This window comes from Streptomyces sp. NPDC032940 (genome assembly GCF_040636935.1).
Lineage (GTDB): Bacteria > Actinomycetota > Actinomycetes > Streptomycetales > Streptomycetaceae > Streptomyces.
The window spans coordinates 347,193-362,893 of record NZ_JBEZVJ010000003.1 but is presented as its reverse complement, the minus strand read 5'-3'; the positions used below and the strand labels follow the sequence as shown (position 1 = coordinate 362,893).

The window sequence follows — 15,701 nt, the reverse complement described above, 5'->3', positions numbered from 1 at the left end:
GTCACTCCTTGTGTTCGGCGATACGCGCGAACTCTTCCACGGTCAGGGCCTCTCCGCGCGCCTGCGGCGACACGCCCGCGGCGACGAGGGCGGCCTCGGCGGCGGCGGCCGACCCGGCCCAGCCGGCCAGGGCGGCCCGCAGGGTCTTGCGGCGCTGGGCGAACGCGGCGTCGACGACGGCGAAGACCTCGCGCCTGGACGCGGTGGTCTTCAGCGGCTCGGTCCGCCGGACGAGTGACACCAGTCCGCTGTCGACGTTCGGCGCGGGCCAGAAGACGTTGCGGCCGATGGCGCCGGCCCGCTTGACCTCGGCGTACCAGTTGGCCTTCACGGACGGGACGCCGTACACCTTCGAGCCGGGCCCGGCGGCGAGCCGGTCGGCGACCTCCGACTGGACCATGACGAGGGTGCGCTCGATGGTCGGGAAGGTGTCGAGCATGTGGAGGAGGACGGGGACGGCGACGTTGTAGGGCAGGTTCGCGACCAGCGCGGTCGGCGCGGGGCCCGGCAGTTCGGTCACGTGCATCGCGTCGGAGTGGACGAGCGCGAAACGGTCGGCGCGCTCGGGCATCCGGGCGGCGACGGTGGCGGGCAGGGCGGCGGCGAGGACGTCGTCGATCTCGACGGCGGTGACCCGGTCGGCCGCCTCGAGGAGGGCCAGGGTGAGCGAGCCGAGACCCGGTCCCACCTCGACCACCACGTCGTCGGGGCGTACCCCGGCGGTGCGGACGATACGGCGGACCGTGTTCGCGTCGATCACGAAGTTCTGGCCGCGCTGCTTGGTGGGGCGCACGCCGAGCGCCGCCGCGAGTTCGCGGACGTCGGCGGGGCCCAGGAGGGCGTCGGGGGTGGGGCTGCTCACCCCGCAAGGGTAGCCGGGGGCGGACCGCGGGCCGCCGGTGCGCCGCCCGGGGTCAGCGCAGCCGGGCCCCGCAGTGCGGCCAGGCGCTCGCCCCGCTGCGCACGTAGAGCTTCTTGGCCCGGTACGTCTGTTCCGCGGCCGGCGCGTCCTGGGGCCGCCCCTGCCCGCCGAGGCTGTGCCAGGTGGCGGTGTCGAACTGGTACAGGCCCCCGTACGTCCCGGAGGGGTCGACGGCGTCGGGGCGTCCGCCGGACTCGCAGGCGGCGAGGCCCTCCCAGTCCAGGTGGCCGGCGCCCCGCACGGTGACCGGCCGGGGCCGGGTGCCGACCCGCACGACCTGGGAGCGGGGCTCGCGCACCACCTCGGTGCTCAGCCTGCGGGGCTCGAGCCGTACTCCGTTGACGGTGCGCACGGCGTAGGTGGTGCGCCGCAGGCCGGGCTGTCCCGCCCGTTCGACGACCTCGGTGCCCCGGGGCAGGGAGGCGTCCTCCGTCCGCTCCTCGGCGAAGGGGAGCGGGTCCTCCCGGACCTCCTGGGAGTCGGTGACGCGCAGCACGGTGACGGTCTGTCCGTCGCGCGGGAAGCCGGCCGCGGGGACGGAGGTGGTGTCCTGGCCGTGCAGGGTGACGCCGGCCTGCGCGACGGCCTCGCGCACGGTCGCGGCGTTGGTGCGGATGGTGCGGGCCCGGCCGTCCGCCATGACCGTCACGACGCGTTCGGTGCGGACCTCCAGCGCGAGTCCTCCGTCCCCGATGCGCCGGGAGGGGCTGGTGGACAGGTGGGCGCCCTCCGTGCGGACGCCGAGCATCCGCAGCGCCTCCTCCACGGTCCCGGCGGTGGTCCACACCTGGCGACGCCGGCCGTCGAGGGTGAGCAGGACGGGCCGCCCGTGCCGGACGGCGATCTCGTCGCCGCTGGTGAGCGGCGTGCCGGGGGCGGGTGAGACGACGTCGTGGGCGCCGACCGGGACGCCCTGCTCGGCGAGCAGCCCGGTCACGTCGTCGGCGAAGGTGTGCAGGGTGCGGGGCGTGCCGTCGACGGTCAGCTCGACCGCCTTGTCCTCGGCGACGAAGGCGGTGGTGCCGCCGGCGAGGAAGGCCACGACCAGCGCCTGCGGCAGCAGCCGGCGCACGGTGCCTTCCGCGCGCCCGGCGGAGCGTGCCCGGCGGTGCGCGGCCCGACCGCCCGCCGGGACGGACGCGCGCGGTGCGGGGCTCTGCCGGGGCAGTGCGGGCTCGGCCGCCTCGTAGGCGGGCCGGTACGTCTGCGCGTACGGCAGGGTCGGCGCGCTGTGCACGTCGTACGGTGCACGGGTCGCGCGGGTCTCGGACTGCGTTCTGCTCACGCCGACACGCTCCAGGGGTCCGGATCGGGCCCCCAGAACCTAGCCGAGCCGCGGTCACTCTCCAAAGCGACGCGACCACGAGGCGTGAGCGGCGTGTCAGTAGCCGAAGGCGCGGGCCGTGTTCGCCGCGAGGGCCGTGGCCAGGGCGTCCTCGTCGATGCCGCGCACCGCGGCCATCGCCCGCACCGTGACCGGCACGAGGTACGGCGCGTTGGGGCGGCCCCGGTAGGGGGCCGGCGTCAGGAACGGCGCGTCGGTCTCCACGAGGACCAGCTCCAGCGGGGCGACGGCGAGGGCGTCGCGCAGGTTCTGCGTGTTCTTGAAGGTGACGTTGCCGGCGAAGGACAGGTAGTACCCGGCCTCGGCGCAGATCCCGGCCATGTCGGCGTCGCCGGAGTAGCAGTGGAAGACGGTGCGCTCGGGGGCGCCCTCCTCCTTGAGGACGCGCAGGACGTCGGCGTGGGCGTCGCGGTCGTGGATGACCAGGGCCTTGCCGTGCCGCTTGGCGATCTCGATGTGGGCGCGGAAGGACCGCTCCTGTGCCTCCCTGCCCTCGGGGCCGGTGCGGAAGTAGTCGAGGCCGGTCTCGCCGACGCCCTTGACCTGCGGCAGCGCGGCCAGCCGGTCGATCTCGGCGAGGGCGTCGTCGAGCGCCGCGTCCCCGCCGGGCTGCCGGGACCAGCCTCCCCCAGCCCTAGGGGGCTGGGAGGTGCTTCCAGGGTCCCCGTGGACGATGCGCGGGGCCTCGTTGGGGTGCAGGGCGACGGTGGCGTGGACGGCGTCGTACTGGGCCGCCGTCTCGGCCGCCCAGCGGGAGCCGGCGAGGTCGCAGCCGACCTGGACGACCGTGGTGACGCCGACCGACGCGGCCTTCGCGAGGCCCTCCGCCACCGTGCCCGACTGCATGTCGAGGTGGGTGTGCGAGTCGGCGACCGGTACCCGCAGGGGCTCCGGGAGCGGGGGCGCGGCGGTCTTGTCGGAGGCGTTCGAAGGCATGCCCCGATCCTACGGAAGGAGCGTGCCGTCGCGGATCGCCGGACCGGACCGGGGAGGCGGGGCGGTCAGCTCGGCCTGCGCTGGATGTGGAGGGCCTGGAGGAGGTCGGAAAGGTGCCAGTGCCGGTGCCCGGACGAGACCCCCGGTGTCCCAGGTCCCGGCTGTTCGGGCACCCGCGGGACCTCCAGCGGCCCGGCCGGCGGCACCCGGTGCACGCCGTGCGCGGTGCCGCGTACCGAGGCGACGCGGCCCGGCCGCATGATCCGTACGACGTGGCTGTCGCAGCTGGCGCACGTGGGCCGGCTCAGCGGGGAGGGCACGACGTGGCCGTCCGTCACGTAGCGCACGAACTCGTGGCCCTCGGCGTCCCTGAAGTGTTCTATCTCGAACGACTGCTCCCAGCCGTGCCCGCACCGCATGCAGGCGAAGGAGTACGACTCGTGGACGACGGCGGTGGCGGTGGCCCGCCGGCCGGTCCGTCCGGTGATCTCGCTCATGCCGGCTCCTGCTGTCCGCTGGACGTGGGGAACGGGTACGTCCCCCTTCCTCCAGTGGACGCCTCGGCCGACGGGAATGCATCAGTCCTGTCGACAATTGGAGCCGTTTTGGACGTTTCTTGCCCAAGAGCGCCCTGCGGGTGGTCTGCGGCTTTGCCTTGTGGACAGGCTGTTTGCCCGCCCATGGGGCGCAGGCGCGTGCCGGGGGGTGCGTCACGCGCCGGCGTGCTTGGCGGCCACCACCGCGTCGAACACCTCCCGCTTGGGCACGCCCGCCTCGGCGGCCACCGCGGCGATCGCCTCCTTGCGCCGTTCCCCGGCCTCCTCGCGCACCCGCACCCGGCGCACCAGCTCCTCCGCGCCGACCTCCTCGGGCCCGGTCTCGGGGGCGCCCTCGACGACGACGGTGATCTCGCCGCGCACCCCTTCGGCGGCCCACGCGGCCAGCTCTCCGAGGCCGCCCCGCCTGACCTCCTCGTACGTCTTGGTCAGCTCGCGGCATACGGCGGCACGCCGGTCGGCGCCGAACACCTCGGCCATCGCGGCGAGGGTGTCGTCGAGGCGGTGCGGGGCCTCGAAGTAGACGAGGGTCCGGCGCTCCCCGGCGACCTCGCGCAGCCGGCCGAGCCGTTCGCCGGCCTTGCGCGGCAGGAAGCCCTCGAAGCAGAACCGGTCGACCGGCAGCCCGGACAGCGCGAGCGCGGTGAGCACGGCGGACGGGCCGGGCACCGCGGTGACCCTGACGTCCCGCTCGACGGCGGCGGCGACCAGCCGGTAGCCCGGGTCGGACACCGAGGGCATGCCGGCGTCGGTCACCAGCAGCACGCGGGCGCCGCCCACCAGCTCCTCGACCAGTTCGGGTGTGCGGGCGGACTCGTTGCCCTCGAAGTACGACACGACGCGCCCCTTGGGCGTCACCCCGAGCGCCTGGGTGAGCCGGCGCAGCCGCCGGGTGTCCTCGGCGGCGACGACGTCGGCGCCCGCGAGTTCCTCGGCGAGCCGGGGCGGGGCGTCCTGGACGTCGCCGATGGGGGTGCCCGCCAGTACAAGGGTTCCAGTCACGTCCCCCATCCTCCCAGGGGTGCGCGCGGGGGGACGCATCCGGACCGGTGAGGGCCGTGCGCGGGACGCGCACAGAACGGTTCCCTACGATGGCGCGGTGACCAGTACCGCGTCCTCCACGGACCTCCGGCAGGACCAGGCACCGCCCGACCAGGGGCCCACCTGGCAGCAGCGGCTGCGCCGCTTCGGCTACCGGGCGGGGCTGCCCGCGGGCGACGTGAGCGACCGGCTGGTGCCGCCGTACACGCGGCCCGGCCCGCGGCTTTGGGTCTTCCTCGGGCTGTCGAAGACGGCGGCCGACCGGATCGTGCGCTGGTCGGGCTGGGGCGGTCCGCTGCTGGTGACGCTGCTGGCGGGCGTGCTGCGGTTCTGGAACCTGGGCAGCCCGAAGGCGGTGATATTCGACGAGACGTACTACGCCAAGGACGCCTGGGCGCTGGTCCACCGCGGTTTCGAGGTCAACTGGGACAAGAACGCCAACGACCTGATCCTGAACTCGGGCGGGCACGTCCCGATCCCCGCCGACGCGGCGTACGTGGTCCATCCGCCGGTCGGCAAGTACGTGATCGGTCTCGGCGAGCTGATGTTCGGGTTCGACCCCTTCGGCTGGCGGTTCATGACGGCGCTGCTCGGCACGCTGTCGGTGCTGCTGCTGTGCCGGATCGGGCGCCGGCTGTTCCGGTCCACGTTCCTCGGGTGCCTGGCGGGCGCGCTGATGGCGCTGGACGGGCTGGCGTTCGTGATGAGCCGCACCGCGCTGCTGGACAGCGTGCTGATGTTCTTCGTGCTGGCCGCGTTCGGCTGCCTGGTCGTGGACCGCGACAGGGCCCGCGGCAGGCTCGCCGCCGCGCTGCCCGTGGACGCCGACGGCCTGGTCCGCCCGGACGCGCACGTCGCCGAGACGCTGCGGCTCGGCCTGCGGCCCTGGCGGCTGGCGGCCGGGGTGATGCTGGGCCTGGCCGCGGGCACCAAGTGGAACGGCCTGTACATCATGGCGGCGTTCTGTGTGATGGCCGTGCTGTGGGACGTCGGCTCCCGCCGGGTCGCGGGTGCCCGCCGGCCGTATCTGGCGGTCCTCAAGCACGACCTGGGCTGGGCGTTCCTGTCGACCGTGCCGGTCGCCGTCGCCACCTACCTCGCGTCCTGGACCGGCTGGATCCTCTCCGCCACCGACGGCTCCGGCGGCTACTACCGCGACTGGGCGACGGCGGACGGCCGGACGAGCTCCTGGTCGTGGCTGTTCCCGGACTGGTGGCGCAGCCTGTGGCACTACGAGACGCAGGTGTACGAGTTCCACACCCATCTGACGTCGCCGCACACGTACCAGTCCAACCCGTGGAGCTGGATCGTCCTGGGCCGCCCGGTCTCGTACTTCTACGAGTCGCCGAGCGCCGGCACGGACGGCTGCCCGGTCGACGCGGGCGGGAAGTGCGCCCGCGAGGTGCTGGCGATCGGCACGCCGCTGCTGTGGTGGATCGGCTGCTTCGCCCTGCTGTACGTCCTGTGGCGCTGGGCCTTCCGCCGCGACTGGCGCGCGGGCGCCATCGCCTGCGGGCTGGCGGCCGGCTATCTGCCCTGGTTCCTGTACCAGGAGCGCACGATCTTCCTCTTCTACGCCGTCGTCTTCCTGCCCTTCCTGTGCCTGGCGGTGGCGATGCTGCTGGGGGCGGTGGTGGGCCGGCCGGGCTGCGGCGACACCCGGCGCGTCGCGGGGGCGACGGGCGCGGGCGTGCTGGTGCTGCTGATCGCGTGGAACTTCATCTACTTCTGGCCGCTGTACACGGGCACGGCGATCCCCATGGACGAGTGGCGGTCGCGGATGTGGCTGGACACCTGGGTCTGACGGCCGCCTCCGGAGCGGCTCAGGAGGTGTACTTCACGGTCACCGGCGCGGTGTTGCCGGAGACGTCGGGTCCTCGGGGGCCGGCGGGGCGGTGACGCGGCCAGCGGCGCCGTCGACCGCTTCGGCGATGCGGACGCGCATCATGACGGCGCCGTACGTGAGGGCCCGCACAGGTGGGGCCCTCTCTCGTCGGCGCCCTCCCGGCAGTAGCCGACCTCGCCGGGGTAGGGGAGCTCCCCGGGCTCGAGGGACTCGAGGACGAGTCCCTCCGGGAGGGTCACCTCCATGGTGACGGACCCGCCCGCACGACGCCGCCGCCGACCCGCGCCCCCGGCACGGGGTTGCCGCCTCTTCAGCGGCGTTGTGCCGCAGCATCTCCGTTCGGCAACGAACGGAAACACCCGTACCTTCCGCCGCCCCCGGCGCATAGAGTGCTCACCACAACTACTTCTGAACACGTTCAAGAAAGCGCGTTCAGGGTTCGACGGGGAGGGGACTGCCCATGGGCAGGGGGGTGAAGGCCGCCGTCATAGGCGGCGTGCTCGCCGTGATGGTGGGCGGGGCCGGATACGGCGCCTACAACGTGGTGTCGGCGCTGGAGGGGGGCGGAGGCTCCGGTGCGGCCGGGGCGTCCACGAAGAGCGGGCCGCCGAGCGCCGACGAGGTGCAGGAGACCGCGGACGCGTTCCTCACCGCCTGGGAGAAGGGCGACGCGACGACGGCGGCCTCGTACACGAACAACGCCGCGATCGCCGGGACGCTGCTGACCGCCTACGGCGAGGACGCCCACATCACCGGCGTCGAGATCACTCCCGGCGAGGTGAGCGTCAGCGGCATGACCGTGCCGTTCACGGTGAAGGCGAAGGTCTCCTACGACGGCGCGTCCAAGCCGTTGACCTACCGGAGCAAGCTGACCGTGGTGCGCGGGCAGACCACGGGGCGGCCGCTGGTCGACTGGGACCCGGCCGTCGTCCATCCCCAGCTGAAGGACGGCGACACCCTGGTCACCGCGGAGTCGGCGACCCCGCAGATCCAGGCCGTCGACCGCGAGGGCGCCGTGCTGTCTGCGGAGAAGTACCCCTCGCTCCGTCCGGTCCTCGCCACGCTGCGCGAGAAGTACGGCGACGAGGCGGGCGGCACCCCCGGCGTCGAGCTGGCGGTCCGGCACACCATGACCCAGGCCCCGGACACCCCGCTGCTGACGCTGACCGAGGGGAAGCCCGGCAAGCTGCGCACGACGCTCAGCGCCGGTGTGCAGGCGGCGGCCGAGCGGGCGGTCGCCCAGTACGACGAGTCCTCGGTGGTCGCCGTCAAGCCGAGCACCGGTGAGGTGCTGGCCGTGGCGAACAACCGCGCGGACGGCTTCAACGCGGCCTTCCAGGGCCGGGTCGCCCCCGGCTCCACCATGAAGATCATCACGGCCGCCATGCTCATCGACAACGGCGTGACCTCGATGAACGGACCGGCGCCCTGCCCGGACACGGCGATGTGGCAGAGCCAGACCTTCAAGAACCTCACCAACATGAAGGAGGACATGAGCGCCACGCTCGCCGGCACCTTCATGCGCTCCTGCAACACGGGCTTCATCAAGCTCATCGACGAGGACCCGCTCGACGACGGGTCGCTGACCCGGGAGGCCGAGGAGCGGTTCGGTCTGGGCCGGGACGACTGGCAGACCGGGATCGTCTCCTTCGACGGCAGCGTCCCCGCCGTCAGCGGCCCGGACCGCGCGGCCAACGCCATCGGGCAGGGCCAGGTCCAGATGAACCCGCTGAACATGGCCTCGGTGACGGCGACCGCCATCACCGGCGAGTTCCGCCAGCCCTATCTCGTCTCGCCGGAGCTGGACGGCCGGCAGCTGGCCACCGCCAAGGGGCTGCCGGGGAGCACCGCCGACCAGCTCAAGCAGATGATGCGGCTCACCGCGACGCAGGGCACCGCCGCGACCGCCATGTCCGGGCTGCACGGCGACATCGGCGCCAAGACCGGCTCGGCCGAGGTCGACGGGCAGACCGCGTCCAACAGCTGGTTCACCGGCTTCCGCGGCGACGTCGCGGCGGCGGCCATGGCCGAACGGGGCGGCCACGGCGGTGACGCGGCCGGTCCGATCGTGGCGTCCGTGCTGCGGGCCGGCGGCTGAGCCGATCCCGCGGCGCGGGACGCCCCGGGGCCTGTCGGACGATGCCCGTCGTCGTCCGAAGGGCGGCAGACGGGCATCGTCCGACAGGCCCTAGGGTGGTCGCCGTCGCGGCAGGGCGCGGCGGCGGGGTCCCGGGGATCCGGGCGACACGGAGGAACGGGACGCGAGTGGGCAGCAGAAGGGCCGCCGCCGGGCGGCGGAGGACGAGACCGGCCGTCGTCGGCGGGGTGGTCGCCGTGGTCGTGGGCGGCGCGGGAGCCGGCGCGTGGGCGCTGTACGGCGGCGGGGCCGCGGCCGAGGAGGACGGGCGTACGACGGCCGCGGCCGAGGAGAAGGTGCGGACCGGCCCGCCGACGGCGGCCGAGGTCACCGCCGTGTCCCAGCGGTTCCTCACGGCCTGGCAGCGCGGCGACGTCGCCGCCGCGGCCGCCGCCACCGACGACGCCCAGGCGGCCACGGCCCTGCTCACCGGCTGGACGAAGGACGCCCGCGTCACGGCCGCCACGTTCGCCCCGGGCGCCCCGGCCGGCGCGAAGGTCCCGTTCTCCGTCCGGGCGACGGTGAGCTACGGCGGCCGGACGCCGGCGGGGACGCGGCAGGAGGGGACGCAGCAGGACGCGTCCGGGCAGGGGGCGGCGATCAGCAAGCCGCTCGCCTACGACAGCGCGCTGACCGTCGTCCGCCGGGCCGCCGACGGCGAGCCGGTCGTCGACTGGCACGCCGCCGTCGTCCACCCCGAGCTGAAGGACGGCGACACGCTGGTCACCGGCTCGGCCGGGGAGCCCCCGGTCAAGGCCCTGGACCGCGACGGCGGGGAGATCACCGCCGCGAAGTACCCGTCGCTCGGCACCGTCCTGGACGGGCTGCGCGAGAAGTACGGCAGGAAGGCCGGCGGCACGGCGGGCATCGAGCTGCGCGTGGTCCGCGGCAAGGAGTCCAAGGCGGCGAAGGCGTCCGACAGGACCCTGCTGGAGCTGAGCGAGGGCACGCCGGGCACCGTGCGGACGACCCTGGACCCCGGTCTCCAGGCCGTCGCCGAGCAGCAGGTGGCGGGCAAGGCGCGGGCGTCGGTCGTGCTGCTGCGCGCCTCGACGGGCGAGATCCTCGCGGTCGCCAACGGCGGCCACGGCTTCAACACCGCCTTCCAGGGCTCCCTCGCCCCCGGCTCCACGATGAAGGTCATCACCTCCTCGCTGCTCATCGAGAAGGGCCTGGCGTCGGCGGACAAGCAGCATCCGTGCCCGAAGTACTTCAGCTACGGCGGCTGGAAGTTCCAGAACGACGACGAGTTCGAGATCAAGGACGGCACGTTCAAGGCGAGCTTCGCCCGGTCCTGCAACACCGCCTTCATCAGCCAGGCCCCGAAGCTGGAGGACGACGACCTGACCAAGCAGGCCCAGGAGGTCTTCGGCCTGGGCCGCAACGACTGGGCGATCGGCGTGCCCAGCTTCGACGGCTCGGTGCCGGTGCAGAGCGCGGCGCCGATGGCCGCCTCCCTCATCGGGCAGGGCGGGGTGCGGATGAACCCGCTGAACATGGCGTCGGTGTCGGCGACCGTGCGCACGGGCGCCTTCCACCAGCCGTATCTGGTCGCCCCGTCGGTCGACGGACGCCGGACCGCCACGGCCTCGCGCACGATGTCCGCGTCCACGCTGGGGCAGCTGCGGGACCTGATGTCCTACACGGCCACGAACGGCACCGCGGCCGAGGCGATGGCCGGCGTCAGCGGTCAGATCGGCGCGAAGACGGGATCCGCCGAGGTGGACGGCCAGGACAAGCCCAACGGCTGGTTCACCGCGTACCGGGGCGACCTGGCCGCGGCGGGCGTGGTCCAGCAGGGCGGCCACGGCGGTGACACCGCGGGACCCATCGTGGCGGCGCTGCTGAAGGCGGCCGGCTGAGCGGACGCCCGAGCGGACGCCGGGCGGGAGCGCGGCTCAGTGCGGAACCGGCTCGGCCGCCGTCGCGTGGGTGCGGCGCAGGAAGCGGAAGAGCGCCTTCGTCTCGAACTGGACGACCGAGCACCCCTGCGCGGAGTGGAACTCGACGACGGCCTGCACCCGCCCGCAGGGCCACACCCGCACCTCGCCGCTCCCGGCGGGCGCCCGCATCCCCTGCTCCAGCAGGTCCCGGGCGAACCTCCACTCGCGCGGGGCGGAGCTCCGGCCCCGGCCGGGCAGCGCCACGCACACCGAACGGGGGTCGTGGTCGGGGTCGTAGCGCAGCACAACCGGTATCGCGCCGCCGTCGTCCTCCTCGGGGAGGTCCTCGTCCGTGAGGATGTGGGCTCGTACGTACTGTTCGACAACGGACATCGGATCGCCCCTCACGCTCTGTGACCTGTGGGGATGCCATGCGCCCACTCACTCTTAAATGTCCCATATTTTCCGAATGACACATTTTGAGGGCCGATCACCGCCCGCGCCGCCCGGTCACCCATCTCACATGTGAGATGACGACGCCGTCGCTCTTGCAAGAGGTTCGCAACAAGCCTCTATCATCGAGCCGTGCATGTACCTGACGGATTCATCAACGCCCCGACCTCCGCGGTGACCGGAGTCGTCGCCGCCGGCGCCGTCGCGGTGAGCCTGCGCGGCGCGCGGCGCGAACTGGACGAGCGGACGGCGCCCCTGGCGGGCCTGGTCGCGGCGTTCATCTTCGCGGTGCAGATGCTGAACTTCCCCGTCGCCGCGGGGACCAGCGGCCATCTGCTCGGCGGCGCGCTCGCCGCGATACTCGTGGGTCCCTACACGGGGATCCTGTGTGTCTCGGTCGTCCTGCTCATGCAGGGCATCCTCTTCGCGGACGGGGGTCTGACCGCGCTCGGCGTGAACATCACCGACATGGCGATCGTCACCACGGTCGTCGCCTACGCCCTCTTCCGGGGCCTGGTGAAGGTCCTGCCGCGCACCCGCCGCTCGGTCACCGTCGCCTCCTTCGTCGCCGCGCTGGTCTCCGTCCCGGCCGCCGCCCTCGCCTTCACGCTGCTGTACTGGATCGGCGGCACCACCGACGTCTCCATCGGCAAGGTCGCCACCGCGATGATCGGCGTGCACGTCCTGATCGGCATCGGCGAGGCCGCGATCACCGCGCTGACCGTCGGCGCCGTCATCGCCGTACGCCCGGACCTCGTGTACGGGGCGCGCGGGCTCCGGCAGCGGCTGAAGCTGCGGGTGAACGGCGAGCTGGTCGACGCCCCGGACGCCTCCGGCGCCGCCGCGCCCGCGCCCGTCGCAGCCCGCTCGCACCGCACGGTGTGGATCACCGGCCTGGTCGCCTCCCTGGTCCTCGCCGGCTTCGTCAGCTTCTACGCCTCCGCCGATCCGGACGGCCTGGAGAAGGTCGCCGCCGACAAGGGCATCGACAAGAAGGCCGAGGAGCACGCCGCCGCCGACTCGCCGCTCGCCGACTACGGCGTGAAGGACATCGCGAACGCCCGTGTCTCCGGCGGCCTCGCGGGCGTCATCGGCGTCGGCGTCACCGTCGTCGCGGGCAGCGCGGTGTTCTGGGCGGTGCGCAGGCGGCGCAGTGACGACACGTCGCCCAGCAGCACGTCCAGCAGCAGCACGAGCGTCTGAGATGGGCGCCGGACACGCCCACCGGCTCTACCGGCACGGGCACTCCCCCGTGCACGGTCTGCCGCCGCACACCAAGCTCGCCGCCACGTTCGCCTTCGTGGTCGTCGTGGTGTCGACCCCGCGCGAGGCGATGTGGGCCTTCGGCCTGTACGCCGCCCTGCTGGCGACGGTGGCGTACGCGGCCCGCGTCCCCGCCGGCTTCCTGCTCAAGCGGCTGCTGATCGAGGTGCCGTTCGTCGCGTTCGCCGTGCTGATGCCGTTCGTGGCCGAGGGCGAGCGGGTCGACGTCCTCGGCCTGTCGCTGAGCGCGGGCGGCCTGTGGGGCGCCTGGAACGTGCTGGCCAAGGGCACCCTGGGCGTCGCCGCCTCCGTCCTGCTCGCCTCCACCACCGAGCTGCGCGAACTGCTGCTCGGCCTGCAGCGGCTGAAGCTGCCGCCGCTGCTCGTGCAGATCGCGTCCTTCATGATCCGCTACGGGGACGTCATCACCGACGAGATGCGCCGGATGCGGATCGCCCGGGAGTCACGCGGCTTCGAGGCGAAGGGCGTCCGGCACTGGGGGGTGCTCGCCAAGTCCGCCGGGGCCCTGTTCATCCGCTCCTACGAGCGCGGCGAGCGCGTCCACCTGGCGATGGTCAGCCGCGGGTACGCCGGCTCGATGCCGGTCATCGACGAGGTGACCGCGTCCCGGGCGCAGTGGTCGTACGCTTCACTGCTCCCGGGGGCGGCTCTCGTCGTGTGTTTGCTGGGATGGACGCTTTGAACCCTCCCTCTTGGGTTGCAACGGGGATTCCTGGCTCACGCTGCCCGATTGCCCAGCGGACGACCGAGTCTGACGCGATCAACACCATCCGGGTTGGAACCAGCCCGGTTGCCGGCAATGACACAGAGGTGGTGCAAGCTTGGCTCTCGCATGCACCAGCCGTCGACAACGACACTCATCCGCAGACTGGGAAGTGGGCGTTTTTCCGATGACACCCTCCCTGGAGGTCTCCGGCCTCGCCTTCGCCTACCCCGACGGGCACCAGGCCCTGTTCGGCGTGGACTTCTCCGTCGCCCGCGGCGAGCGGGTCGCGCTGCTCGGCCCGAACGGCGCGGGCAAGACGACCCTGGTGCTCCACCTCAACGGCATCCTGTCCGGCGGCACCGGCACGGTCACCGTCGCCGGGCTGCCCGTGGACAAGCGGAACATGGCGGAGATCAGGCGCCGGGTCGGCATCGTCTTCCAGGACCCCGACGACCAGCTCTTCATGCCGACCGTGCGCGAGGACGTGGCCTTCGGGCCGGCGGCGGCCGGGCTGAAGGGGGCCGAACTGGAGGAGCGCGTGGACCGGGCGCTCGGCCTGGTCGGCATGGCCGGGTTCAAGGACCGGCCCCCGCACCATCTCTCCTTCGGCCAGCGGCGCCGGGTGGCGGTCGCCACCGTGCTCGCCATGGAGCCGGAGATCCTGGTCCTGGACGAGCCGTCGTCCAACCTCGACCCCGCCTCCCGCCGCGAACTCGCCGACATCCTGCGCTCCCTCGACGTCACGGTGCTGATGGTCACCCACGACCTGCCCTACGCCCTGGAGCTGTGCCCCCGCTCCCTGGTCCTGAGCGACGGCGTGATCGCGGCGGACGGTCCCACCGGCGAGCTGCTGTCCGACGACGCGTTGATGCGCGCCCACCGTCTGGAGCTGCCCTTCGGCTTCGACCCGCGGTCGGTGACGTCGGGCGGGTGAGGAATCGCAGGCGCGCGGTGACTGTTGCAGCCACTGTCGCAGGCGAGCGGAAGGAACACAGGGACGTGGACGCGGACATACACGGCACGGTGGCCGGGGGCTTCGAGCCGGTCAGGGACGCGTTCGCGCGGAACTTCGCGGCGCTCGGGGACCGGGGTGCGGCCGTCGCCGTCTACCGGGACGGGCGCAAGGTCGTCGACCTGTGGGGCGGCACGCGCGACATCGACGGCACCGAACCGTGGCGCCGGGGCACCGCGCAGGTCGTGCGCTCGGCGACGAAGGGCGTCGCCGCCGCCGTACCGCTGCTGCTGCACCAGCGCGGGGAACTGGACCTGGACGCGCCGGTGGGCGAGTACTGGCCGGAGTTCAAGGCGCACGGCAAGGAACGGGTGCTGGTGCGGCACGTGCTGAACCACCGGGCCGGGCTGCCGGTGCTGGACCGTCCGCTCACCCCCGAGGAGGCCCTCGACCCGCTGCGGGGCCCCGAGGCCGTCGCCGCGCAGGCACCCGTCTGGGAGCCGGGCACCGACCACGGCTACCACGCGCTGACCTACGGCTGGCTGCTGGACGAGCTGGTGCGCAGGGTCACGGGCGGGCGGAGCGCGGGCGAGTGGATCGCCGACGAGATCGCCGGCCCGCTGGGCCTGGACCTGTGGCTCGGCCTGCCCGCCCAGGAGGAGGCCGCGGGGCGCGCCGGAAGGGTGGGCCGCGTCGAGGACCCCGAGCCCGCGGGCGGTGGCGGACTGCGCCTGCGTCCCAAGCGCTCCGTCACCGAGGCGTACCAGGACCCGGACTCGCTCACCCGCCGTGCCTTCGCCGCGATCACGCCGTTCCCGGACCAGAACGACCCGGCGTACCGGGCGTCGGCCCTCCCGGCGACCAACGGCATCGCGACGGCCGACGCCCTGGCCCGCTTCTACGCGGCGCTGATCGGCGAGGTCGACGGCGTCACGCGGCGGACACGGCTGTTCGACCCGGCGACGACGGAACGCGCCCGGACCGAGGAGTCGGCGGGCCCGGACCGGGTGCTGGTCGTGGGCACGCGCTTCGGCCTCGGCTACATGCTGCACGGCAGCGCGTCGCCGTTCCTGTCGCCCGGCTCCTTCGGCCATCCCGGCCGCGGCGGTGCCCTCGGCTTCGCCGACCCGGAGACGGGGACCGCCTTCGGCTACGTCACCAACGGCTTCCGCAAGACCGTGACGGCCGATCCGCGGGCCCAGGCCCTGGTGCGGGCGGTGCGCGCGTCGCTCGGCGCGGGCTGAACGGGCTGAGCGGACCGGGCCCCGGCGGGCCACGGAACCGGCCCCCACCGGGGACCCGGGCCGGGACGGGCTCAGACGTGGATCGGGTGGGAGATCCTGCCCGACGCGTCGTCGATCTCGTCGTGCGCCTTGGTGAGCAACTGCATCGCGAGCTCGTTCAACGCCCGTGCGCCGGCGACCTCCTCCCCGACGCGGGGCTGCTGGGAGTCGACCCGGTGACGGGTGGCGTGGCCGTGCGCCCGCACCTCCGCGCCGTCGGGCAGCCGCACCATCGCGACCGCGCGCGTGTGCTGGTCGTCCTCCATGAACTCCAGCTCGACATGCCATCCCACAGCGGTGTGCATCATGACGATCACCTCCGGAACATCTGCTTCCAGGGTGCTCCTCGTCGCCGC

General features: G+C 73.5%; 14 protein-coding genes. 7 read left to right on the top strand and 7 right to left on the bottom strand.

Translation table 11 applies throughout. From position 1 onward, the window contains the following. Position 1: 1 nt before the first annotated feature. The 5 genes from rsmA to rsmI form a co-directional block, all read right to left on the bottom strand. Positions 2-862, bottom strand: a complete 861-nt coding sequence (gene rsmA, locus AB0E77_RS06630) for a 16S rRNA (adenine(1518)-N(6)/adenine(1519)-N(6))-dimethyltransferase RsmA (protein WP_361566452.1) — start codon at positions 860-862, stop codon at positions 2-4. Positions 863-914: 52 nt separating this feature from the next. Next, positions 915-2,207, bottom strand: coding sequence for a ubiquitin-like domain-containing protein (locus tag AB0E77_RS06625; RefSeq protein WP_361566449.1), 1,293 nt, complete (start codon positions 2,205-2,207; stop codon positions 915-917). A 96-nt stretch (positions 2,208-2,303) separates the two neighbouring features. Then, positions 2,304-3,203: a TatD family hydrolase gene (locus AB0E77_RS06620; protein WP_361566447.1), complete on the bottom strand. Its 900-nt coding sequence runs from the start codon at positions 3,201-3,203 to the stop codon at positions 2,304-2,306. Between the two features lie 65 nt (positions 3,204-3,268). Beyond that, positions 3,269-3,700, bottom strand: coding sequence for a hypothetical protein (locus AB0E77_RS06615; protein WP_361566444.1), 432 nt, complete (start codon positions 3,698-3,700; stop codon positions 3,269-3,271). A 213-nt stretch (positions 3,701-3,913) separates the two neighbouring features. Continuing rightward, positions 3,914-4,762: a 16S rRNA (cytidine(1402)-2'-O)-methyltransferase gene (rsmI, locus tag AB0E77_RS06610; RefSeq protein ID WP_361566441.1), complete on the bottom strand. Its 849-nt coding sequence runs from the start codon at positions 4,760-4,762 to the stop codon at positions 3,914-3,916. Between the two features lie 97 nt (positions 4,763-4,859). Here rsmI and AB0E77_RS06605 point away from each other — a divergent pair, with 97 nt between their 5' ends. The 3 genes from AB0E77_RS06605 (at position 4,860) to AB0E77_RS06595 (ending at position 10,646) form a co-directional block, all read left to right on the top strand. Further along, positions 4,860-6,605 (top strand): phospholipid carrier-dependent glycosyltransferase, encoded by a 1,746-nt coding sequence (locus tag AB0E77_RS06605; protein ID WP_361566438.1) that lies wholly within the window; start codon positions 4,860-4,862, stop codon positions 6,603-6,605. A 502-nt stretch (positions 6,606-7,107) separates the two neighbouring features. Beyond that, positions 7,108-8,745, top strand: coding sequence for a penicillin-binding transpeptidase domain-containing protein (locus AB0E77_RS06600; RefSeq protein ID WP_361566435.1), 1,638 nt, complete (start codon positions 7,108-7,110; stop codon positions 8,743-8,745). A gap of 167 nt (positions 8,746-8,912) precedes the next feature. Continuing rightward, positions 8,913-10,646: a penicillin-binding transpeptidase domain-containing protein gene (locus AB0E77_RS06595; RefSeq protein ID WP_361566432.1), complete on the top strand. Its 1,734-nt coding sequence runs from the start codon at positions 8,913-8,915 to the stop codon at positions 10,644-10,646. 36 nt (positions 10,647-10,682) lie between these two features. Here AB0E77_RS06595 and AB0E77_RS06590 read toward each other — a convergent pair whose 3' ends face one another. Next, the gene (locus AB0E77_RS06590; protein WP_361566429.1) at positions 10,683-11,060 is read right to left on the bottom strand and encodes an SsgA family sporulation/cell division regulator; all 378 of its coding nucleotides are present in this window, start codon (positions 11,058-11,060) and stop codon (positions 10,683-10,685) included. Positions 11,061-11,252: 192 nt separating this feature from the next. On the opposite strand from AB0E77_RS06590, the gene AB0E77_RS06585 reads away from it, so the two are divergent. From AB0E77_RS06585 to AB0E77_RS06570, 4 genes are all read left to right on the top strand, one after another. After that, complete coding sequence (locus tag AB0E77_RS06585; protein ID WP_361566426.1) at positions 11,253-12,323, top strand: energy-coupling factor ABC transporter permease; 1,071 nt, start codon at positions 11,253-11,255, stop codon at positions 12,321-12,323. 1 nt (position 12,324) lies between these two features. Next, positions 12,325-13,086 (top strand): cobalt ECF transporter T component CbiQ, encoded by a 762-nt coding sequence (cbiQ, locus tag AB0E77_RS06580; RefSeq protein ID WP_361566423.1) that lies wholly within the window; start codon positions 12,325-12,327, stop codon positions 13,084-13,086. 208 nt (positions 13,087-13,294) lie between these two features. Further along, on the top strand, positions 13,295-14,044 hold the full coding sequence (locus AB0E77_RS06575; RefSeq protein WP_361566420.1) for an ABC transporter ATP-binding protein: 750 nt from the start codon (positions 13,295-13,297) through the stop codon (positions 14,042-14,044). 65 nt (positions 14,045-14,109) lie between these two features. Next, the gene (locus tag AB0E77_RS06570) at positions 14,110-15,306 is read left to right on the top strand and encodes a serine hydrolase domain-containing protein (RefSeq protein ID WP_361566418.1); all 1,197 of its coding nucleotides are present in this window, start codon (positions 14,110-14,112) and stop codon (positions 15,304-15,306) included. Between the two features lie 71 nt (positions 15,307-15,377). On the opposite strand, the gene AB0E77_RS06565 is transcribed toward AB0E77_RS06570, so the two are convergent. Next, on the bottom strand, positions 15,378-15,653 hold the full coding sequence (locus AB0E77_RS06565; protein WP_361566416.1) for a DUF1876 domain-containing protein: 276 nt from the start codon (positions 15,651-15,653) through the stop codon (positions 15,378-15,380). Between the last annotated feature and the right edge of the window lie 48 nt (positions 15,654-15,701).

Excerpts from the sequence above, each read along its gene's own strand:
- AB0E77_RS06620 (WP_361566447.1), bottom strand. The coding sequence starts at position 3,203 with ATGCCTTCGAACGCCTCCGACAAGACCGCCGCGCCCCCGCTCCCGGAG.
- AB0E77_RS06615 (WP_361566444.1), bottom strand. The coding sequence starts at position 3,700 with ATGAGCGAGATCACCGGACGGACCGGCCGGCGGGCCACCGCCACCGCC.
- AB0E77_RS06600 (WP_361566435.1), top strand. The coding sequence starts at position 7,108 with ATGGGCAGGGGGGTGAAGGCCGCCGTCATAGGCGGCGTGCTCGCCGTG.
- AB0E77_RS06590 (WP_361566429.1), bottom strand. The coding sequence starts at position 11,060 with ATGTCCGTTGTCGAACAGTACGTACGAGCCCACATCCTCACGGACGAG.
- cbiQ (WP_361566423.1), top strand. The coding sequence starts at position 12,325 with ATGGGCGCCGGACACGCCCACCGGCTCTACCGGCACGGGCACTCCCCC.
- AB0E77_RS06575 (WP_361566420.1), top strand. The coding sequence starts at position 13,295 with ATGACACCCTCCCTGGAGGTCTCCGGCCTCGCCTTCGCCTACCCCGAC.
- AB0E77_RS06565 (WP_361566416.1), bottom strand. The coding sequence starts at position 15,653 with ATGATGCACACCGCTGTGGGATGGCATGTCGAGCTGGAGTTCATGGAG.